20 protein-coding genes are annotated in these 20,296 nt (G+C 54.3%); 8 read left to right on the forward strand and 12 right to left on the reverse strand.

Annotated elements, in window-relative coordinates:
• Nucleotide 1: 1 nt before the first annotated feature.
• The 4 genes from argB to coaBC form a co-directional block, all read right to left on the reverse strand.
• Nucleotides 2-898, reverse strand: coding sequence for an acetylglutamate kinase (gene argB, locus K5L82_RS12760; protein WP_133007230.1), 897 nt, complete (start codon nt 896-898; stop codon nt 2-4).
• 39 nt (nt 899-937) lie between these two features.
• A complete protein-coding gene (locus K5L82_RS16755) occupies nt 938-3,571 on the reverse strand; it encodes a phosphomannomutase/phosphoglucomutase (RefSeq protein WP_223134403.1) in 2,634 nt (877 codons plus the stop codon).
• Between the two features lie 96 nt (nt 3,572-3,667).
• The gene (dut, locus tag K5L82_RS12770) at nt 3,668-4,129 is read right to left on the reverse strand and encodes a dUTP diphosphatase (protein ID WP_133007228.1); all 462 of its coding nucleotides are present in this window, start codon (nt 4,127-4,129) and stop codon (nt 3,668-3,670) included.
• The gene (gene coaBC / locus K5L82_RS12775) at nt 4,129-5,340 is read right to left on the reverse strand and encodes a bifunctional phosphopantothenoylcysteine decarboxylase/phosphopantothenate--cysteine ligase CoaBC (protein ID WP_223134404.1); all 1,212 of its coding nucleotides are present in this window, start codon (nt 5,338-5,340) and stop codon (nt 4,129-4,131) included. Before coaBC ends, dut begins: the two co-directional genes overlap by 1 nt.
• 175 nt (nt 5,341-5,515) lie before the next feature.
• On the opposite strand from coaBC, the gene radC reads away from it, so the two are divergent.
• From radC to rpmG, 3 genes are all read left to right on the forward strand, one after another.
• Entirely contained in the window at nt 5,516-6,190 is a 675-nt protein-coding gene (radC, locus tag K5L82_RS12780; RefSeq protein ID WP_223134405.1) for a RadC family protein, read from the forward strand.
• A 218-nt stretch (nt 6,191-6,408) separates the two neighbouring features.
• Nucleotides 6,409-6,645 carry a 50S ribosomal protein L28 gene (gene rpmB / locus K5L82_RS12785; RefSeq protein WP_114335425.1) on the forward strand — a complete coding sequence of 79 codons (237 nt, stop codon included), beginning with the start codon at nt 6,409-6,411 and terminating at the stop codon, nt 6,643-6,645.
• An 11-nt stretch (nt 6,646-6,656) separates the two neighbouring features.
• Entirely contained in the window at nt 6,657-6,812 is a 156-nt protein-coding gene (gene rpmG, locus K5L82_RS12790) for a 50S ribosomal protein L33 (RefSeq protein ID WP_114335424.1), read from the forward strand.
• A 69-nt stretch (nt 6,813-6,881) separates the two neighbouring features.
• Here the strand turns inward: rpmG and K5L82_RS12795 are convergent, their stop codons facing one another.
• The 6 genes from K5L82_RS12795 to K5L82_RS12820 form a co-directional block, all read right to left on the reverse strand.
• Nucleotides 6,882-7,928 carry a glycine betaine/L-proline ABC transporter ATP-binding protein gene (locus K5L82_RS12795; RefSeq protein WP_223134406.1) on the reverse strand — a complete coding sequence of 349 codons (1,047 nt, stop codon included), beginning with the start codon at nt 7,926-7,928 and terminating at the stop codon, nt 6,882-6,884.
• 9 nt (nt 7,929-7,937) lie between these two features.
• Nucleotides 7,938-8,972 (reverse strand): ABC transporter permease, encoded by a 1,035-nt coding sequence (locus K5L82_RS12800; protein ID WP_223134407.1) that lies wholly within the window; start codon nt 8,970-8,972, stop codon nt 7,938-7,940.
• Nucleotides 8,973-9,069: 97 nt separating this feature from the next.
• Nucleotides 9,070-10,038, reverse strand: coding sequence for an ABC transporter substrate-binding protein (locus K5L82_RS12805; RefSeq protein ID WP_133007223.1), 969 nt, complete (start codon nt 10,036-10,038; stop codon nt 9,070-9,072).
• Between the two features lie 239 nt (nt 10,039-10,277).
• On the reverse strand, nt 10,278-11,141 hold the full coding sequence (locus tag K5L82_RS12810) for an endonuclease/exonuclease/phosphatase family protein (protein WP_223134929.1): 864 nt from the start codon (nt 11,139-11,141) through the stop codon (nt 10,278-10,280).
• Between the two features lie 55 nt (nt 11,142-11,196).
• Nucleotides 11,197-11,832 carry a thiol:disulfide interchange protein DsbA/DsbL gene (locus K5L82_RS12815; RefSeq protein WP_133007221.1) on the reverse strand — a complete coding sequence of 212 codons (636 nt, stop codon included), beginning with the start codon at nt 11,830-11,832 and terminating at the stop codon, nt 11,197-11,199.
• 184 nt (nt 11,833-12,016) lie between these two features.
• Nucleotides 12,017-12,631 (reverse strand): c-type cytochrome, encoded by a 615-nt coding sequence (locus K5L82_RS12820; RefSeq protein WP_223134408.1) that lies wholly within the window; start codon nt 12,629-12,631, stop codon nt 12,017-12,019.
• A gap of 179 nt (nt 12,632-12,810) precedes the next feature.
• On the opposite strand from K5L82_RS12820, the gene yihA reads away from it, so the two are divergent.
• Nucleotides 12,811-13,449, forward strand: a complete 639-nt coding sequence (yihA, locus tag K5L82_RS12825; RefSeq protein WP_223134409.1) for a ribosome biogenesis GTP-binding protein YihA/YsxC — start codon at nt 12,811-12,813, stop codon at nt 13,447-13,449.
• 182 nt (nt 13,450-13,631) lie between these two features.
• Here yihA and K5L82_RS12830 read toward each other — a convergent pair whose 3' ends face one another.
• Nucleotides 13,632-14,303 (reverse strand): TetR/AcrR family transcriptional regulator, encoded by a 672-nt coding sequence (locus K5L82_RS12830; RefSeq protein WP_133007218.1) that lies wholly within the window; start codon nt 14,301-14,303, stop codon nt 13,632-13,634.
• A gap of 175 nt (nt 14,304-14,478) precedes the next feature.
• Between K5L82_RS12830 and K5L82_RS12835 the strand changes: the two genes are divergently transcribed.
• The 4 genes from K5L82_RS12835 (at nt 14,479) to coaD (ending at nt 18,902) form a co-directional block, all read left to right on the forward strand.
• Entirely contained in the window at nt 14,479-15,924 is a 1,446-nt protein-coding gene (locus K5L82_RS12835) for a coniferyl aldehyde dehydrogenase (protein WP_223134410.1), read from the forward strand.
• Between the two features lie 80 nt (nt 15,925-16,004).
• Nucleotides 16,005-16,637 carry a hypothetical protein gene (locus K5L82_RS12840; RefSeq protein WP_223134411.1) on the forward strand — a complete coding sequence of 211 codons (633 nt, stop codon included), beginning with the start codon at nt 16,005-16,007 and terminating at the stop codon, nt 16,635-16,637.
• Between the two features lie 24 nt (nt 16,638-16,661).
• A complete protein-coding gene (locus K5L82_RS12845) occupies nt 16,662-18,260 on the forward strand; it encodes a GMC family oxidoreductase (protein WP_223134412.1) in 1,599 nt (532 codons plus the stop codon).
• 159 nt (nt 18,261-18,419) lie between these two features.
• Complete coding sequence (coaD, locus tag K5L82_RS12850; protein WP_223134413.1) at nt 18,420-18,902, forward strand: pantetheine-phosphate adenylyltransferase; 483 nt, start codon at nt 18,420-18,422, stop codon at nt 18,900-18,902.
• 55 nt (nt 18,903-18,957) lie between these two features.
• On the opposite strand, the gene K5L82_RS12855 is transcribed toward coaD, so the two are convergent.
• Nucleotides 18,958-20,250 (reverse strand): DUF945 family protein, encoded by a 1,293-nt coding sequence (locus K5L82_RS12855; RefSeq protein ID WP_223134414.1) that lies wholly within the window; start codon nt 20,248-20,250, stop codon nt 18,958-18,960.
• Between the last annotated feature and the right edge of the window lie 46 nt (nt 20,251-20,296).

Consider the following 20,296-nt stretch of genomic DNA (forward strand, 5'->3'; position numbering starts at 1 on the left):
ATCAGTTACGGGAAATCAGAGTACCAACACCCTCGTCGGTGAAGATTTCCAGTAAGCAGGCATTAGCGACTCGGCCATCAATGATGTGCGATGTGCGCACGCCATTTTCCACAGCACTCAACGCACAACGGATTTTCGGCAGCATACCGCCATGGATGGTGCCGTCTTCGATCAGCTCATTAACCTGCTGGGCGGTGAGGCCAGTGAGCACTTTGTCTTCCTTGCTCTTCAGGCCGGCCACGTTGGTCAACAGCATCAGCTTTTCGGCCTTCATGGCTTCAGCAACCTTACCAGCCACCAAGTCGGCGTTAATGTTGTATGAGGCACCGTCTGGCCCCACACCGATGGGTGCAATCACCGGAATAACATCGCTTCGTGTCAGCATGTCGATGACATTAACGTTCACGCTGGCGACTTCGCCCACGTGGCCGATATCGATGATCTCGGGGCGTTCGAGCTCTGGTGAACGATCAACCACTTCCAGCTTACGGGCGCGAATCAGATTTGCATCTTTACCAGTCAAACCGATAGCCGTGCCTCCCTGGGCGTTGATCAGGGACACAATCTCTTTATTGACCTGCCCACCCAACACCATTTCCACCACATCCATGGTTTCAGAATCGGTCACTCGCATGCCATTCACGAATCGGGACTGGATGTTCAAGCGCTTGAGTAATCCGCCAATTTGAGGCCCACCGCCATGAACAACAATCGGGTTAATTCCGACCAATTTCATCAACACCACGTCACGGGCAAAGCTGCTTTTCAGCTCCTCATTTTCCATGGCGTTACCGCCGTACTTAATGACGACGGTTTTACCGGTAAACCGTTGGATATAAGGCAGGCCTTGGCTCAGTACCGAGGCGACCTGCATGGCTGTTTCACGATTCAGCGCCATGATGATGTGTTGATCCTTACTGTCAGAGAATGGTTAAAATCAGAAATTTGCGACCAGATCCGGCGCAGCTTTCTGTAGTTGTTCCCGGAACACGGTCTTGATTCGCTCAAGTGCTTCTTCGGTTTCTGCTTCGAAACGCAGTACCAGAACAGGCGTGGTATTGGAGGCCCGGCATAGGCCCCAACCGTCAGGGTAATCTACGCGAATACCATCGATACTGCTGACGTTGCCCTCACGGAACTCGCCCAGTTCGCCAAAACGTTCAATGATCGCGAATTTATCGCTTTCCGTCACTTCGACATTCAGTTCCGGGGTGCTGATGTCTTCAGGGAAATCGTCAAATACTTCGTCACTGTGCCGGTCTTCGATGCCTAGAATCTCCAGCAGCCGGGCTGCCGAATACAAACCGTCGTCGAAGCCATACCAACGCTCGCCAAAGAACACGTGGCCGCTGAGTTCACCCGCCAGCAACGCTCCGGTTTCCTTCATCTTGGCTTTCATCAGGGAATGGCCACTTTTCCACATAACTGGGCGGCCACCGGCTTCGGAAATCACCCCTGCCAAGCGGCGGCTGCACTTCACGTCGTACAGCACGTCGGCCCCGGGGTTACGGGATACTACGTCTCGGGCAAATAACATCATTAGCCGGTCTGGCCAGATAATTTTGCCTTTGTTGGTGACCACGCCCAGGCGATCGCCATCGCCATCGAAGGCAATCCCAATGTCGGCGCCGACTTCCTGCACCTTGGCTATCAAGTGCTGAAGGTTATCAGGCTTGCCGGGGTCTGGGTGGTGGTTCGGGAAATCACCATCAATGTCGCAGAACAAAGGCACCACTTCGCACCCTAGCTCTTCAACCAGAATAGGTGCCAGCTCACCAGCGATACCGTTGCCGGCATCCACCACGACTTTAAGAGGCGCAGCCACCGCAATATCACCTACGATGCGATCAAGGTAAGCCCTACGAACGTCGTCTCCGGTCTGTTCGCCCTGCCCGGAGGTGAAATCACCAGTCTGAATACGCTGATAAAGTTTCTGGATGGCATCACCGGAAAGGGTTTCACCGCCCAGCATTATTTTCAGACCGTTGTAGTTGGCTGGGTTATGGCTCCCTGTCACCATGACACCCGACCCTGTGTCCAGATGATGCGTGGCAAAGTACAGGACCGGGGTGGGCACAGCGCCCACGCGAATCACGTTACAGCCAGCCGACATGACTCCTCGCGCCAAGGCGTCTGCCAGTTCGGGACTGGAATGGCGGCCGTCGTAACCTATACACAGAGAGGCAACACCCCGCTCGGTTGCCTCTGATCCGATCGCCTGGCCAATAATCTCCACAACGTCCGCTGAAAGATTTTCGCCTACAATACCGCGGATATCGTACGCCCGGAAGATCTCAGCTTCGACCTGAATATCCGGCACTGTGCTTTCAAGCACGTCCGGGATGTCCTCATCAAACAAGGGCGCATCGGAACTACCAAGCCCCAACACATCATCGTCACCATCGAGCATATCCATGCCCAGGGAACTGTCGCTGTCGAACAAGGCCTCGTCTTTCTCACCCTGCGGCGATGCGGGCGCAGAAGCCCCTTTCGGAGCAGCGGTACCTTTGGCCTGTGACACCCGTTTTTCTACCACTTGGGACACCCGGGATAGCACTTCTCCGGTCGACGCGACCATATCCCACTGCGTGCTTGGGAGCTTGTGGCGTTCGCCACTGAATACTTTGTAAGCCCACTGAGTCATGGCGCTGACATCTTCGCGTACACTTCGCTGCGCTTTACCCAGCAATAACCACACGACTGCCGCTGCCACAAGAACAGGGATAAGGACCAACAGCGCTAACAACATGGTATTGACAGGAGGTGCCGGAGTTTTACCGGGCTGGTACAGCACATCCCAGTCAGGATTCATCAGGCTACGTGACACTTCCGCCCCGCTACCGCTGCCTACGCTGATGACTGGACGCTTGCTGCCAGCTGCTGTTTGCGTCAATGCCAGGCGGCCGCCGAGTGTTTTGTTGCCCACTTGCAACAGGGGAGCCAAATGGTCGGCCTTGAACACCACCAAAACCGTGCCTATCACCGCCTTGCTGACCGAGCTCCTGATCGGGGCCGCGAATTGCAGATACCACTGGTTATTCCGAGGAAACGCGTCAGGCAACATCGGCTGGCCATTCTCCGCCCGCTGCGCCAACTCCAATCCCGCGAAGCCAAGCAGATTCTCGCTGTTCCCGGTTCTGGGGATGCCCCGTCGCGGAAACACGAACACCGCGGCAGCGCCGCTCACCGCCGACGCCAGCTGGCGTGACAAGGGTCTTAGATCAGACTCGTCAGATACTCTGTCAATTACATACTGTTGATTTGCCACGGCCTGAATCTGCCCCTGCAAAGCGTTCAGATAGTGATTCAGCCGATGTTGCGCACTAGTTATCTCAACGTTGACAGCGCGCTCAAAATCTTTCGTCGCAACAGGCTCCGACACTAGGAAATGCAGTAAGGCCGTAGAGATCACACCGGCAAAAACCACCACCAAGGCCTGAGAAACGGCTACCGAACTGAGTTTTTTCAAACCGTTGCCGGCTCGGCTGCGTTTTACTTTGGCTCTCGGTACGTCCGTTACCGGCTGCTCTTTTGCGGTATCGTCGCTGGCCTTTTTCTTACCGAATTTCATAGCGCTTCCCATCGTTATTTTCTTGTTCCGGACAGTCACTTACCTTCGCAGTATAGTCGTCAGACTTACAGCGCGCCGCCATCAGGCGACTCCGATTCAGTGGCTTCCTGTGGACCCAAAGCCACCTTCGCCGCGGTTGCTTGCGTCAAACTCGGACACCACTTCAAAATCCGCCTGTACCACCGGCACCAACACCATCTGGGCAAGGCGCTCGCCAATCTCGATGGTGAATTCCGTCTGGCCACGGTTCCAGCAGGACACCATCAGCTCGCCCTGATAATCCGAGTCGATTAGCCCCACCAGATTGCCTAACACAATGCCGTGCTTATGACCCAAACCACTGCGCGGCAGGATCATGGCAGCCAGAGCGGGGTCGGCTATGTGTACCGACAACCCCGTTGGAATCAAATAAGTTTCACCGGGGGCGACGGTAAGAGGCTCTTTCAGGCAGGCACGCAGGTCCAGACCGGCAGACCCTTCGGTTGCGTACTCAGGAAACGGAATATCTGAACCAATGCGATCATCCAGAATTCTTACCTGCAATTTTTTTCGCGTCATTACTTATCGGCCTTCTTGCTGTGTTCTTCGATTAGCGCCACCAAACGGGTGGCAATGGTCTGTTTACTGTCGGGCCCCATAGATTCCTGGCCGTCTGACCAAAAAACGGTGACCGCATTCTGATCACTGTTAAAGCCCAATCCGGGGGCTGATACATCATTGGCAACGATCATCTGAAGCTTCTTGCGCTGCATTTTATCCATCGCGTAACGGGCAACATCGGTGGTTTCGGCGGCAAACCCTACGGTAAATGGTGCATCAGGTCTGGCAGCGATGGTGGCCAGAGTGTCCGGGTTACGTACCAGGGAAAGACTCATCTCATCGTTGGTTTTCTTGATCTTATCCCCCGCACAGGACTCCGGCCGGTAGTCAGCGACGGCAGCGGTAGCGATAAACACATCGCAGCCTTCGCTGACGGCCTGCTGCGATGCCTGAAGCATATCTTCAGCGGTGACCACGGAACGCACTTTCAAGCCATCAGGGGCCGCCAAATTTACGGGACCACTGACCAAGGTAACCTCCGCACCCGCGGCCACCGCAGCCCGAGCAATGGCGTAGCCCATTTTGCCGGAGCTGTGATTGGAAATGTACCGTACCGGATCGATCGGCTCCCGCGTGGGGCCGGCGGTAATCACGAATCGCTTACCGGCGAGCGGTCCGGCTGGCGGCGGCACCTGCTCGGTCAGAATCAGCGTGGCAAGCGCAGAAGGTTCCAACATTCTTCCGGGGCCAGTGTCTCCGCACGCTTGTTCGCCCTGATCCGGGCCCCATATCGTCATTTGCGGGTCTTCTGACAATAACCGGAGGTTGCGCTGGGTACGGTGATTTTTCCACATGGCCTGATTCATGGCTGGTGCCACCGCAATGGGCGCTTCGGTCGCACAGCATACGGTGGTGAGCAGATCATCGGCCATGCCCTGAGCCAGCCGCGCCAGGAAGTCGGCAGAAGCTGGCGCGATCACCACCTGATCAGCCCATTTTGCCAATTCAATATGGCCCATACCGGCTTCTGCTTCCGGGTCCAATAATGACGTGCGCACCGGCTCGCCGCTTAACGCCTGAAACGTCAGCGGGGTAACAAAGGCTTCGGCCCCCTGAGTCATGATCACACGAACGTCCAACCCGGCTTTTTTCAGCTGCCGAACCAGTTCGGCACTTTTGTAGGCGGCGATGCCACCGGTGATTCCCAGCAGTATTCGTCTGACGGCCATGAGGGCTCCGTAATCCCGTAAAATGAAAGACTTGTAAGATAGCATGCGAGCCCAGACAGCGCAGCCTGCACGCACGATTGTTACGTTTACCAAATGTTACCTTTTCGAGTACCCTTTGTAACTTTGAGAACTCCGTGCAGGACGCACGGCTACACGACACTTGCAAGGAAGCAATATGAACGAATCCAGCTGGCCCAGCGACGAGCGGCCACGAGAGCGCCTGCTTGCCCACGGTGCCGAATCTTTGTCGGATGCCGAACTCCTGGCCATCTTTCTGCGAACCGGCACCGCCGGCATGCCGGTAATGGCGATGGCACGCCACCTGATCGAAGAATTCTCGAGCCTGCGAGGCCTGATGACCGCCTCTCGTCGCCAGTTTTGCCAAGTAAAAGGTCTGGGCACCGCAAAATACGCGCAGGTGCAGGCCGCCATGGAAATGGCGAGACGGGTGATGGATGAACCGCTGCGACAAGGCGATCCGCTGCGTTCTCCCGCCGATACCCGGCGTTTTCTGACCAGCCGACTGGCCACTTACCCCCACGAAGTTTTTGCCGGTTTATTTCTCGATAACCGCCATCGCGTTATTCAGTACCGGGAATTATTCCGCGGCACCATCGACGGCGCCGCCGTATACCCGCGGGAAGTTGTCCGTCAGGCCTTGGAAGATAATGCAGCGGCGGTGATTTTCGCGCATAATCACCCGTCCGGAGTAGCAGAACCGAGTCAGGCAGACATCTCTCTAACGCGTCGCCTGAAAGAAGCTCTGGGGTTGGTCGATATCAGGGTTCTTGACCATATGGTTATCGGTCACGGTGAGGTAATATCCCTCGCTGAAAGAGGGTTGATGTAACCGCCATGAAGTCGCCACCGAAAAACTGGCCAAAATCCCAACAATTTTTTGCGTTGGGCACCCGGTTCTGGTATAAAAGCGTCCCTTTCTGGCGGTATCTGGCGTGTTGCGCCCAGTTTACAGGCGCAAACCGGTAGCAAAGTTAGCTCCGGAGCATCCAGAGACGCGTTAAATAACGAATTCGCATTGATAGACCAGTGCTCAGGTCGGAGGCATGTATGTCCAGAGTTTGTCAGGTTACCGGTAAGCGTCCGGTTACCGGTAACAACGTATCCCACGCGATGAATCACACTCGTCGTCGTTTTCTGCCGAATTTGCAGAACCACCGTTTCTGGGTTGAGTCCGAGAAGCGTTTCGTGAAGCTGCGCGTATCCACTAAGGGCATGCGCATCATCGATAAAAAAGGTATTGACGCTGTACTGGCCGATCTTCGTGCCCGCGGCGAGAAATTTTAAGGAGCTGCATCATGCGCGAAAAAATTAAGCTGGTATCGTCAGCAAACACCGGTCACTTCTACACGACCATGAAGAACAAGCGTAACACTCCGGAAAAAATCGAGATCAAAAAGTACGATCCGGTTGTCCGTAAGCACGTTGCGTACAAGGAAGCCAAGATCAAGTAATTGGTCCTGCCTCCACGAAAAACCCGGCTCTTCAGCCGGGTTTTTTATTGTCTGAACAACAAGAAACACCTATGACACGCGGGCGCCGCTTCCTTCCGTCGGCACTAGTGCCTTAGTCAGCTCTGTCATCGAAAGACAGCCAACCGGCTGACCGTCACGCATAACCCGAAACACCTGACTCACGTCACCACCCGATTTAGCCAGCACCGACTCCAGGTTATCCGTTTCCAACAAATCACCAGAAAAGGACTCTGCATCGTTAACCGGCCCCATGACCGAACGCACCCTCAACACCCGGGCACGATTGATATCACTGATGAAGTCGACTATGTACGGATCATTGGGCTGCAGCAATATGCCTTGGGGGTCACCCTGCTGTACCACTTCGCCATCTTTGAGAATGACCAGATGGTCTGCCAGCTTCAACGCTTCATCCAGGTCGTGAGTGATGAATACAATGGTTTTGTGCAATTCAGCCTGCAACTCCAGCAACAGATCCTGCATGTCTGACCGAATCAGCGGATCCAAAGCCGAGAAGGCTTCGTCCATCAGCATGACCGGAGAATTAGACACCAATGCACGAGCAATTCCGACCCGCTGCTGCATACCACCAGACAACTGATGGGGATATTGTTCCTCGCTGCCTTCCAAACCGACACGGGCCAACCACTTGCGAGCCTCTTCTTCATAGGCATCGCGCCCCTGCCCTGAAATCTCCCAAGACAAACCGGCATTTTCCAACACGGTTTTGTGGGGCAACAAGGCGAACTTTTGAAACACCATGGACATTTTCTGGCGCCGCAGCGCACGCAAACCGTCCTCGCCCAACGCTAGAACGTCTTCGCCATCGAACAGGATTTCGCCTGCGGTCGGCTCAATCAGGCGATTAAGATGGCGAATTAAAGTCGATTTTCCCGAACCCGACAATCCCATAATGACGGTGACTTCGCCTTCATGCACATCCACGTTGATGTCTTTCAGACCAAGCACGTGCCCGTGTTCGTCTTGCAGCCCAGCTTTGCTTGCCCCTTGCTTCACATATTCAAGCGCGACTTCCGGCTCTGGCCCAAAAATTTTGTACAAGTTGCGAATCGCGATTTTGACATTCTTTGTCACGATACTGCCTCACTGTTTCTGTGCGGAATTGACCCGGGCCAAAGAGGCCTTGGTGACACGATCAAGAATGACGGCCAGCAAAACAATGCCCAGACCAGAAACCAAACCAACGCCTAATTCCAGATTTCGTATACCCCGCAATACCAACACCCCCAAACCCGGCGCAGACACCAGAGACGCAATGACCACCATCGCCAAGCTCATCATTATGGTCTGGTTCACACCGGCCATAATGTTGGGTAAAGCCAAGGGGATCTGCACTTTGAACAGCTTTTGCCGGGGTGTCATGCCGAATGCATCGGCCGCTTCAATCACCTCTTTGTCCACCAACCGAATACCCAGATCGGTCAGCCGCACCACCGGCACGATGGCGTAGAGGATAATGGCAATGCCGTACAACTTGGACTCTGTGACGCTGAACAGGAAAATCAGCGGGATCAGGTACACGAACGGCGGCAAGGTCTGCAGCATATCCAAAACCGGGATAGTGCCCCGTTGCAACCAATCGTTCCGCGCCATAGCGATGCCGATAGGAACCCCAATCAACACACACAGGAAGGCGCAGACAAAGATAATGGCGAGGGTCTGCATCGCGTATTCGTAGTAATCAATGAACGCTAACAGGCCGATGGAGAACGCAACAAACGCCACCAGCTTCCAAGACTTGCTCACCAAAAACACCACAGCCAACATCACCGGAATGACAATCCACCACGGCGTGCTGAGCATGATGTAAAGCGAACCATCGAGAAACCAGCTCAAAGGCTGTGTAAGCGGGTCCAGAACCAGACTGAGACTGTCTTTGATGTCCAAAAAGCCCTGTTCAAGCCCCTTGGTGAGATCCCGCGATTGCGGAAACGCTTCGCAAGATTCATTCAGCACATCCATTGAGGGGAACGGTAGGTCCCAAAGAGACTGGGGTTCGGCATCCTGCCCTTTGCTCTTGGCCAACAAATCAGCCATGGATAGGGGACCAGAATCTTTCTGTTGGCCACACCACTCCTTCAGACCCAAGGTTGAGAATAACCAGTCGTATGTTGCCATCGGGTATGCCTATTTTGTAAAACCGTCGATCAGAATTGGAAATTCAGAGCATACCCGGCCCACCTGACGGCGGCGTGCCGGGCTTAAGGCAGGCGTATTAGTTTCCTAGCACGCGGCTTAGACGCTTTCGGGCATCGTCGTTCAGCCATGAAGACCACTCTTCACCATAATTGGTCAGGTAGTAGACCGCGGCTTCCTCGGCCGTGGCATTGTTGGCATCCATCCAGGCAAGCAACGAGCTCATGGTTTCGGTTTCAAAACTCAGCTGAGCCAGCATCTCTGCAACTTCTGGCTCACGATCTTCAAAGTCCGGTGTTACCGTGGTCAGCACCGTCGCCGCTGGAAATTCCGACACCGTAGGGTTCTCGGCATCGGGCGATTGGTTCTTCGCATGCACTTCTGGCTTATAGTCTCCCAGCTTAACTCGAGTCATGTCGAACTTACCGAGAGGGACCGTCGGCCCCCAATAATAACCAAACCAAGGTTCCTGTTTCTGCACGGCTGATGCCATAGACGATGCCAACGTCTCACCCGAACCATGGTTGAACACATCGATACCCGCCGACTCCAGGTCAAGCGCTCGCACCAGATTATCGTTAGCCACACGGCAGCCCCACCCGTCAGGGCAGTTGTTGAAGCGGCCACCCACCAATTCCGGGTTATCCATGATCCCCTCAATAGTGGTCAGCTCAGGATGCTTTTCAGCTAGATAGGTCGGGATCCACCAACCCTCAATCCCACCGGGCCGCAGCACTTTCGTCAGCGGCTTAATTTTCCCCGCCGCCTCCAAACGTTCGTACGCTTCGCCGGCAGAGTTCTTCCAAAGTTCGGTAACGATATCCGGCTCGCCATTTTCGGCAACGGAAGTCACTGCCGGCACGGTGTCTGAGGGCACGACGGCGACATCACAACCGTAGCCCTGCTCCATGATGAACTTGGCAACGCTGGTAACCACCGTGTTAGAGGCCCAGTTCATTTCCGTTATCGATACCTCGCCACAGTCGGCGCTCGCTAGCGAAGGTATCGTTAGGGCACAAAGTAATGCTGAATAGGAAAGTTTTCTCATAACTCACTCCCGTCGGTAATAAAATATCTGGGCGCTTAGGCTGGACGCTGCAATAGCCAATATGAACAACAAGATAACTTAGACTATCGAAACAACCCGAGGATGTATGGTCGACGCTATACATTTTCTGCGACCACCCAGACCCATTACAATCCATAGACTTCTAAGCATAAGGCTTCAGCTCGAAGTTACAAGATTTTTACCAAAATAGGTAGCCTAAGAAGACACAGAATGGGAGGCTAGAAGGTTTCCAGGTAGCCCTTGGGCAAGGCAATATCGAGTGAGATCGGCAGGTGATCGGAGACCGGGTAACTCACCACGCCAGATTGACGGATTTCCAATGACGGGCTGACCAGAATATGATCCAGCGCCTTTTCGGGGCGCCAGCTGGGGAAGCTGTGGGCAGTAGCAGGCAGTGGCACCAGATCGGTTTCACTGAGAGGCGTTTGTGTGAGCAACTGCTCGGCGTGGGCGTTCATATCGCCCATCAACACCACATGCTGATATTGACTGATCAGATCACGAACGAAGCCAAGTTGACGCTGTTGCGCAGACTTGCTCAACGACAGATGCATCTGAACCAGCACCAATGGGTCTTCTTCCAAGCCATAACGCGCGACGATGGCACCCCGTCCAGGGATCAACCCCGGCAACTTGTGTTCCGTCACATCTAATGGCCGGTAGCGACTAAGGAAGCCGTTGCTATGCTGGGCGAGCTGCCCAAGATTGCGATTCAGCTGCTGGTACCAATATGGGATGCCTGCAGCCTCAGCCAAATATTGGACCTGGTTCACATAGCCACTGCGCAAACTGCCGCCGTCGCATTCCTGTAAAGCAACAACATCGTACTGCTTCAACAGCGTTGCAATACGATCAAGGTTTTCAAAACGGTGTCGATTCGGAAGGAAATGCTGCCAGCTACGAGTCACATAATGGCGATACGAAGAAGTGTTGATACCAACCTGTATATTAAAGGTCAGCAGCCGGATATGGCGATGAGGCTCGAAGTCTGGCACGTGCTCGCTTCCCGAACACGCACCACGCGGGGCGGCTTCCTGTGATTTCAATATGCCGTTGATCTGGCTACGAATCCGCTTATACATAATCGCCCGTAAGCTGAACAGAAACCCTGAAAGCCGCACGCATCAGACTTCTCCTTTATTCCGACACTCCGTGCTCTTTGCTGACCAGGTAATCAACAACCTTCAGCACGTTTTCATGCCCACGGGCCATAGTTGCATTGACCACGTACTTCCCGTTAACCAGCATAGTCGGAGTCCCGGTAACTTGCGCACCCATAATTTTGCTTTGCGCCTGACGCACGCGTGAGCGAACGGCAAAGCTGTTGTAGGCATCAACAAAAGCTTCAGCATCAACGTCGTAATCCGCCACAAAATCCCCCAGCGCTTCTGCCGAGTTCAGCGGCCGACGTTCACTTGCCAGGGCTTCAAACAAAGCATCGTGTACTTTATCCAGCTCACCCATGGATTCCAGCGCATAGAACGCAAAAGCGTGTGGTGCCCAGCTCTCACCCAGCACAGCCGGTAGTCGAACATAATTCACGTATTCCGGTGCCTTTTCTTCCCACGCTTCTGACAGCGGCTTGAAGTTGTAGCAGTGCGGGCAGCCGTACCAGAACACTTCAGCCACCTCGACTCCGCTGTCGGAAGCCGTGCTTACCGGTGTAGTCAAAGTGCGATAATGCACTCCGTTTTGCCATGTATCGGCACTGGCGGCGCCACTGAAAGCCAGCGTTGCAGCCATAGTTACTATCAGGCTTAGGGTTCTGATCATGAAACTCTCCGAGCTATAAGGTGTTTAGTCGTTCTATTTAAGTCGTTTGATTATGACCCAGCCACGCTCAAAAGTTCCACAGAGCGTAACGGTAAATAATTACAGAAGCTTAAGCGGCTTACTCCGCAAAAAAACAAAAACCCCGCCGGGGCGGGGTTTCCTTATTGAACAGAACTGATGGCGATCAGTGCAGTCCAGATACGTAGTTGGCAACCGCTTCAATTTCAGCATCGGTCAACTTGGAGGCCACATCCCCCATGATGCCGGCATTTGCAGTGGTGGCACGAGTGCCATCGCGGTACGCCTTCAGTTGCTTAGCAAGGTACTCGGCATTTTGACCACCCAGTGCTGGATAACCTGCAGGCTCGTTACCTTTGCCGCTTGGGTTGTGACAACCTGCGCAGGCCGGCACGCCAGAGGCCATGTTGCCACCACGGAAGATTGCTTGCCCCTGAGCGATCAGCTCATCGTCAGCATTCGCCTGATTAACCACCAATTCCTGCTTGTTGAAGTAGGCTGCCAGATCTTTCAGGTCTTGGTCTGTCATAGCGGTCAGCAAGCCGGTCATCTCTGGGATCGAACGGTCACCCGACTTGATATCTACCAGCTGTGTGTACAGGTACTTCTCACCCAATCCCGTCAGTTTCGGGTAGCTCGCCATCATCGGCTTACCGCCACCCTGGCCATGGCAGGCAGCGCACACTGCTGCATTTTGTTCACCCGCTGCCGGATCTCCTGCCCCGTGAGCCATGGTTGACAAGCTAACTCCGAGAACCACTCCTGCGATCAGTCTTTTCATGCCCGCTCCGCTTCTCTCATCTTAGAATCTTGAAAGTATTCTGGTTATTCGCCGGATGGCCCTGTTGAATCAGGCTCAAAACCGGGACTGACAGCGGAACGCGCAGCGTACCGCCGGAATTTGGTGTAGCATTATACATTAATCGTCGATAACTGAAATCCAAAGGAACAGCAACCGTCGTGGACCCTGATCTGACTCAAAAAAGCGTCTCATTCAACAGCGCCCGATTTTTAATCAGCGCTTCCAAACTGGACGAGTGCCCGCCCGATTACGGTGCCGAGGTTGCCTTCGCCGGCCGCTCTAACGCCGGTAAATCCAGCGCACTCAACGCCATCACCGTCAACGGCAAACTGGCACGTACCAGTAAAACACCTGGGCGCACCCGGCTGATCAATTTTTTCAGCCTGAACAAAGAAAACATGCACTTGGTAGATTTGCCGGGCTATGGCTACGCAAAAGTCTCCCGAGACATGAAAGATGACTGGCAAAAGCATCTTGGGCACTACCTTAACGAGCGTCGCTGCCTGCGCGGCTTGGTATTGGTCATGGACATTCGTCATCCGTTGACCGAATTTGACCAGATGATGATCGAATGGTGCGAGCACAACAAGCTACCACTCATGATTCTTGCCACCAAAGCTGACAAATTGAAGTTTGGACAGGCCAAGACGGCGATGCTGGGCATTGCGAATAAACTGAAGAAATACGAGTACATAGAACATCTGGTGATGTTCTCTGCTACGTCAAAATTGGGGCTTGATGAATGCCGGGCGGCACTGACGAATTGGCTGGAAGCGCCTGACGAAGTCGAAGACTGATTAGCCTGAAGAAAAAGCCGGCCTACTATAGAGTAGGCCGGTAAAACGTCAGGGTTTGCGACGTGCTTTGCCCCTCTGACGGGGCAAACCTGAGAACTCACTCAGGAGCAGCAGAAAAGTCCGGTTTTCTACTGTAATGAGTTCGATAGATGTCGTTCGAAAAAGTTCAATTTTTATTCAAATCAAGCGACAACCGGGGCGCGTTGCTCTGGCAAAGCTGGGCGATAATTCTCTCTTAGCCTCATCACTTCATCACGATATTCTGGCATCAAATAGGGCATTTCAAGCGTCAATACCTGATAGATACCTTGTTTGAGTGCCGTCAAGCTCAACGCCTCGTCCCCATTACTGGCATGAGCCGTTTTCAAAAATGCCATCCAGTTAGTAATCACCAACCAGACATTCAGGGTCATGGCTGAGCGTAACTCGTCCGGTTGCGGCTGCAGAATGCCTGCCTCGGCAAGCTTCTCCAGAATCTGGTTCATCGCTGACAAGCACCGGTTGGTAAAATCACGGTAATCGCACCGAAGCCGGATATCACTATCCAACAGATACTCAAGATCCCGATGGAAAAACCGGTAGCTCCAGAGACCGTCAAACACAGACTCAAGATAAAAAGTCATATCTTGCAGCGTTAGAAGCCGGTCGTCCGGAATATCCAGGTAGTAATCAACGAGTTTTTCGTATTCCTGAAAGATCTCGTAAATGATGTCCGACTTGTTCCGGAAGTGGTAGTACAAATTGCCCGGAGATATCGCCATATGTGCAGCAATATGATTCGTCGTTGTGTTCCGCTCCCCCCGCTCATTAAAAAGCTCGAGGCTTGCCAACAGTATTTTGTCTCTGGTCTTCATGCTCAGGCCGCAGTTTGTTGTTATCACATTGATGATGGCCCGTTAGGCCACCCAGCATTTCTTGACTGAATAGAGTATATACTCTAATAATAGCGGTTAGCGCAAATTTCATACACCGAGCGCCAACAACAACCGCTTCCAGCATCTTGACTGGATAGCTCAGGGAGATTGCAACATGGTAGCCACAGTCGTTCAGATGACGGAAAGCAGCACGCAGATTCAACACACCCATCGGGTTTTCGACATTCAGAAAAAAGCATTCCGGAATAATCCGATGCCCTCAGCGTCTGAGCGCAAAGAAAACCTGAAACGCCTCAAGCGCGCTTTGCTGGCCAATCAGGATCGCTTGCTGGACGCTATTGATCGCGACTTTAGCTGCCGCTCTAAGGACGAATCGCTGATTGCTGAAGTCATGCCGTCCATTCAGGGTATCAATTACACGCTAAAGAATCTTGATGGCTGGATGAAGCCCTCCAAGCGCCATGTCTCGGTGCTGTTCCAGCCCGCTAGTAACAAAGTACATTACCAGCCAAAGGGTGTTGTGGGTGTTATCGTTCCCTGGAACTACCCTTTGTATCTTGCCGTGGGCCCTCTGGTTGCGTCACTGGCCGCTGGCAACCGGGCGATGGTCAAAATGTCCGAATTTACCCCTCACACGTCGTCGCTATTTAAAGAAATCATCGAGAGCATGTTCCCCGAGGACCTGGTTGCGGTGATTACTGGTGAAGCCGATGTGGCAGCCGATTTTTCTCAGCGTCCGTTCGACCACCTGCTGTTCACAGGCTCCACCTCGGTGGGCAAATTGGTGATGCGAGCTGCGGCCGAAAATCTGACACCGGTAACCTTGGAGCTCGGCGGCAAATCCCCTGCGGTGGTATCCCCGGACGTGCCCCTTTCCGACGCGGCCCAACGCATCGCTTTCGGTAAAGCCATCAACGCCGGGCAAACCTGCGTAGCCCCGGATTACGTATTGTGCCCTGAAGACCGTGTTCAAGCGTTTGTCGACGAGTTCCGCACTCAGGCCTCAACCATGTACCCGAGCCTGCGCGACAACGATGATTACACCGCCATTATTAACGAACGCCAGTACGACCGCTTGCAGAGCTATCTCGAAGATGCTCGCACAAAAGGCGCTGAGGTCATCGCAATCAACCCGGCCAACGAGAATATGAAGGACGGCACCCGGAAGATTCCGCTGACCTTGGTTCTGAATGCTACTGAAGATATGAAGGTCATGCAGGATGAAATCTTTGGGCCAATCCTGCCCATCGTCACCTACTCTGACCTGGACGATGCAATTCATTACATCAACGAACGCCCTCGCCCACTGGCCCTGTACTTCTTTGGCTATGACAGAGCGCAACAAGAACACATCATCGATCAAACCCACTCCGGTGGCATGTGCATCAATGATGCTCTGATGCACGTTGCACAGGACGACTTACCCTTCGGTGGCGTTGGAGATTCCGGCATGGGCCATTACCACGGCAAGGAAGGTTTTATGACCTTCTCCCATCAAAGGTCAATCTTTAGCAAGCAGAAATTCAACAGCGGCAAATTCGTTTATGCACCGCACGGAACGGCCGCCCACAAGATGATCTACAAACTGTTTATTCGTTAAGACGGCCCGATGAGCACAGGCACCTGACAACAGGTTCAGGTCCTGTGCCATTCTTCATAGACCACCAGAAAAGGTGTCACATGCCTGAGCAGACAACCCACTCTGCCGAGAACAGTCCCCAACTGAGCCGACGCAGCTTCCTGAAAACCGGCGTAGGAGGCACCCTGTTTTTAGGCACCGTCAGCTTGACCGCAGGTCTGTCTGGTTGCGCAACAGCTCCCGCTGGCCGAATCAGCGCCGTTGAAAGCCGCATGAATGCGAGCTACCAATTCCAGTTTTTAAGCAAAGACGACATCGCTCTGTTCGAAGCCTTGCTACCAGCGCTGTTTGCCGGAGCCTTGCCCGAAGACCCCAACAAGCGTCAGTTCGAGATTGCTGCCACCATCGAGCGCGTTGATCAGGGAATCGTCCAGTTCGGCGCTCCGAACCAGAAGGAGCTTCGCAAGCTCTTCGACCTACTGAACTTCGCCCCTACTCGCATCACTCTGGCTCGGGTCTGGTCCGACTGGCCATCCGTCACCACCAAAGAAGCCGATGCCTTCTTGAACCGCTGGCGCAATAGCCGCCTCGGCCTACTAAACAACGGCTACATTGCATTGAGCAAAATCGCCAACGTAGCCTTCTATGGCCACGAAAATCAGTGGCACCTCACCGGTTACCCAGGACCACCCGCCTGGATGGTTGACGCCCTGCCTCAATTCAAAAACGCCTGATGCCCCCCGGAAACGGAGAACACTATGTCCATGAATGATCCCATCGCCCGGGGCTTGGCTTCCGGTTGGAACGTGGTCGATGCCAGCAAACTGACTGAAAACCGCACCGTCGAAGCCGACGTTGTCATCATCGGCACCGGCGCCGGCGGCGGCACCACCGCTGAAATTCTGTCCAAGCAAGGCCTGTCGGTAATACTGGTCGAAGAAGGTGGCCTGTATTACCAGAAAGACTTCAAGATGGACGAACAAACTGCCTACGCCACGCTGTACCAGGAAGGCATGAGTCGCACGACTGCCGATGGCGCTATTTCGATTCTACAGGGCCGCTGTGTGGGTGGTTCCACCACCATCAACTGGACCAGTAGTTTCCGAACACCTGAGCAGACCCTCGGCTACTGGAGCCAAAAGTTCGGACTGGAAGGCCTAGCCCCCGACGTGATGGCACCCTGGTTCCAGGGTCGCGAAGAACGCCACAACATGGCGCCTTGGGCAACCCCACCCAACCTTAACAACGACATCCTGCGCCAAGGCTGCGATACCCTTGGTTACTCTTGGAAAACCATCCCTCGCAACGTCAACGGATGCTGGAATTCGGGTTACTGCGGCGTAGGTTGCCCCACGAATGCCAAATTGGGCTCCCTGATGACCACCATCCCCGGTGCGCTCGACAATCAGGCCCAGATGTTTCACGGCTTACGTGCCGAGCGTCTGGTCATGAAGCAAGACCGCATCGATCATCTGGAAGCGTTAGCCATGAGCTCCGACGGCGTCACCCCATCGGGCGTTACCGTCACCCTCAAAGCCAGTCATTTTGTGGTCGCTGCCAGCGCCATCGGCTCGCCAGGACTACTTTTGCGCTCTGACCTTCCAGACCCCCACAACCGCGTCGGCAAACGCTCATTCATCCACCCAGTCAGCGCGACCGTCGCCCGTATGTCGGCGAAAGTAGACCCCTTCTACGGCGCGCCGCAATCGATCTACTCGGATGAATTCAACTTCAAAAACGGCAACGACGGCCCCATCGGCTACAAACTTGAAGTCCCACCGTTACACCCCGGCATGGCTGCCGGCGTTGTACCAGGTCACGGCCAACAGCAGCGAGATAACTTAGGTCAACTGCCTTGGCTTCAGTCCGTCATTGCCCTGCTCCGAGACGGCTTTCACCCCGAAAGCCCCGGCGGCACCGTCAGCCTGCGCGACGATGGCAGCCCCGTACTCGACTACCCGATGACCGACTACCTGTGGGATGGCGTCCGCCAGTCCTACCTGGACATGGCCGAAATCCAATTCGCCGCGGGTGCAGAAGCCGTCCAGGCCCTTCATATGGACTCGGCCTGGTATACCAGCTGGAAAGAAGCCAAAACCGCCATCAACGACCTCCCGATGCGACCCCACCGTGCCCGAATCTTCACCGCGCACCAAATGGGCGGCTGCGGCATGGGCAGCAATCCGGAAGAGTCCGTGGTCAACGGCTTCGGCGAACACCACCACGTGGCCAACCTGAGCGTCCACGACGCCTCCATCTTCCCCACCAGCATCGGCGCAAACCCGCAGCTGTCGGTTTACGCACTGGCGGCAAGAAACAGCGTGAGATTGGCTCAGAAGCTGACTGCGAAAGGGTGAAGGGAAAATAAGACTAGATTGTGATCGGGGAGACAAGCACCTAAACCGGGAGCGCGGGCACGCTCCCTCTCTCCTTTCAGTGCGGATCAAAAAGCACAGGACTACAGCCTGAAAACCAATGCTGCTATGCTACCAAGCATAAAAACCAAGGAGCTGTGCATGCCAAAAGTAATTTACCCAGGCACCTTTGACCCCATCACCAACGGCCACACCGACCTCATTGAACGGGCCGGCCGCATGTTTGATGAAATCGTCGTCGCCGTCGCCTACAACCCCAAAAAACAGCCTCTGCTCAACCTAGACGAGCGCTGCGAACTGGTCAGAAAAGCCACTGCACACGTCCCCAACGTCACCGTCACCGGCTTCAGCAACCTACTGGCAGAATTCGTACGGGAACAAAACGCCAGCGTTATCTTACGTGGCCTGCGGGCAGTATCAGATTTCGAATACGAATTTCAGCTTGCCGATATGAACCGCCGACTGGCACCAGAAGTTGAAAGCGTGTTCCTGACGCCATCCAACCACCTGTCCTACATCTCCTCTACCCTGATTCGGGAAATTGCCTCCCTGGGCGGCGATGTATCGGAGTTTGTTGATCCAGCCGTTGCTGAAGCTCTGAAGCAGAAATTCAGCAAGGCCTGAGAACACAAAGAAAGGGAAAGCAGCACCACCGACCAACGGTGGTGCCAAGACAGCCTTAAAGCAACGGCGGCAGAGGAATCTGAACGCCGTTAATGTCCAGAACCAAATCCTTCATCTGGCCGTTCATCACCAACTCATCACCATCACGTACGAACAACCCTTGCTTGACCAAAGGCGACAACTGCATCCGTACGGCCGGATCCTTCTCTGCTAGCGCCAAGGGCATCGTCAAGTTGACCGAGCCTTTCAAACGCTGCATCACCATCAGCATATTGGTGCGCTCATCCTCGGAAAGCTCCGGGTGCGAGATATCCAAAGAGCCCTGAACTTCACCTTCCGGCGTATCCAGACTCAATTCCCGAATACCCACCGAGAAGCCGCTTGCCGCCAACCCCCGCACCGACTCGTTAAACCGCTGCATCAAGGCCATTTGCTGTTCATAGGCCGAGCGCGGATCTGCCCCCGCATCCATTGCCATCAACTGCATATCCGTCATGGCCGAACTGAAATCGTTCCAGCTAGCCACATCCAAATGATCAACCGACACCGCCACACGATGCGGACCATACGCCTCATCGTTCACGCTGACCGCCTCCACCGCCAAAACCGCCTCTGAATCAAGCGTCTGGCCGCTGTTGCTGGCTTCACTGAGAGTCTCAAACGAAACGTTGCTAACCGATAAAGCAGGGATTTCGGCACTATCAACCACCAAAGCCCCCAACGTCACGGAGCCTGTACCGGTCCAAACATCACCACTGAGCAGCGACATGTTCTGTTCTACGTGCAAGTCCTGAAGCTTTACATCAGCCCGAGGACCAAGAATGCTCAACTCCGGCCATACCATTAATACCTCGGCCTGCTCGCCCATACGGCTTACGTCTACCCGGGCGAAACCGCCACTGGCGCTGACCGTCTCAGGCCTGTCTGATTGTTCCAATACAACCGGTGGGGTCTGAAGTTCGATAACAGCTGAGCCCCAAAGTCGGGTTTCCAGGGTCAAGCTTGGCTCTTCATCCTCAAGCCATTGAACACCCTCGTGCTGCCAGCCCCCATTCGGACTGAAATCCAACAAACTTCCAGTTACACCGTGGGATATGGCTACCTCGAAACCGATCTGATCGGTCTCACCGGTTTTCGGATCAATCAGGGCTAGTGTACCGCTGGCCTGGGCACTGAAAACGCCCCGCTGATAACGCGTTGTTTCTAATCGAACAAACGGCTGCGACTGGTTTACCTCCTCGGTTGCCTCTAGCCATTGTTGCTCTGTCACGTAGCCCACGGCCCAAGGTGCCACACCCGCAACCAGCAAAACGGCTGAGCCAATCATCGTCCATTTGTTCAATTTCAACGTATCTTTCCTATTTCGCACAAAGCGAAGTGAGTGTTTGTTAATC

The organism is Marinobacter sp. AL4B (assembly GCF_019916045.1).
Taxonomy (GTDB): domain Bacteria; phylum Pseudomonadota; class Gammaproteobacteria; order Pseudomonadales; family Oleiphilaceae; genus Marinobacter.

Coding starts and splice junctions, on each gene's coding strand:
- argB (WP_133007230.1), bottom strand. CDS start 898: ATGGCGCTGAATCGTGAAACAGCCATGCAGGTCGCCTCGGTACTGAGC.
- K5L82_RS16755 (WP_223134403.1), bottom strand. CDS start 3,571: ATGAAATTCGGTAAGAAAAAGGCCAGCGACGATACCGCAAAAGAGCAG.
- dut (WP_133007228.1), bottom strand. CDS start 4,129: ATGACGCGAAAAAAATTGCAGGTAAGAATTCTGGATGATCGCATTGGT.
- coaBC (WP_223134404.1), bottom strand. CDS start 5,340: ATGGCCGTCAGACGAATACTGCTGGGAATCACCGGTGGCATCGCCGCC.
- radC (WP_223134405.1), top strand. CDS start 5,516: ATGAACGAATCCAGCTGGCCCAGCGACGAGCGGCCACGAGAGCGCCTG.
- rpmB (WP_114335425.1), top strand. CDS start 6,409: ATGTCCAGAGTTTGTCAGGTTACCGGTAAGCGTCCGGTTACCGGTAAC.
- rpmG (WP_114335424.1), top strand. CDS start 6,657: ATGCGCGAAAAAATTAAGCTGGTATCGTCAGCAAACACCGGTCACTTC.
- K5L82_RS12800 (WP_223134407.1), bottom strand. CDS start 8,972: ATGGCAACATACGACTGGTTATTCTCAACCTTGGGTCTGAAGGAGTGG.
- K5L82_RS12805 (WP_133007223.1), bottom strand. CDS start 10,038: ATGAGAAAACTTTCCTATTCAGCATTACTTTGTGCCCTAACGATACCT.
- K5L82_RS12810 (WP_223134929.1), bottom strand. CDS start 11,141: ATGTATAAGCGGATTCGTAGCCAGATCAACGGCATATTGAAATCACAG.
- K5L82_RS12815 (WP_133007221.1), bottom strand. CDS start 11,832: ATGATCAGAACCCTAAGCCTGATAGTAACTATGGCTGCAACGCTGGCT.
- K5L82_RS12820 (WP_223134408.1), bottom strand. CDS start 12,631: ATGAAAAGACTGATCGCAGGAGTGGTTCTCGGAGTTAGCTTGTCAACC.
- K5L82_RS12830 (WP_133007218.1), bottom strand. CDS start 14,303: ATGAAGACCAGAGACAAAATACTGTTGGCAAGCCTCGAGCTTTTTAAT.
- K5L82_RS12835 (WP_223134410.1), top strand. CDS start 14,479: ATGGTAGCCACAGTCGTTCAGATGACGGAAAGCAGCACGCAGATTCAA.
- K5L82_RS12840 (WP_223134411.1), top strand. CDS start 16,005: ATGCCTGAGCAGACAACCCACTCTGCCGAGAACAGTCCCCAACTGAGC.
- K5L82_RS12845 (WP_223134412.1), top strand. CDS start 16,662: ATGTCCATGAATGATCCCATCGCCCGGGGCTTGGCTTCCGGTTGGAAC.
- coaD (WP_223134413.1), top strand. CDS start 18,420: ATGCCAAAAGTAATTTACCCAGGCACCTTTGACCCCATCACCAACGGC.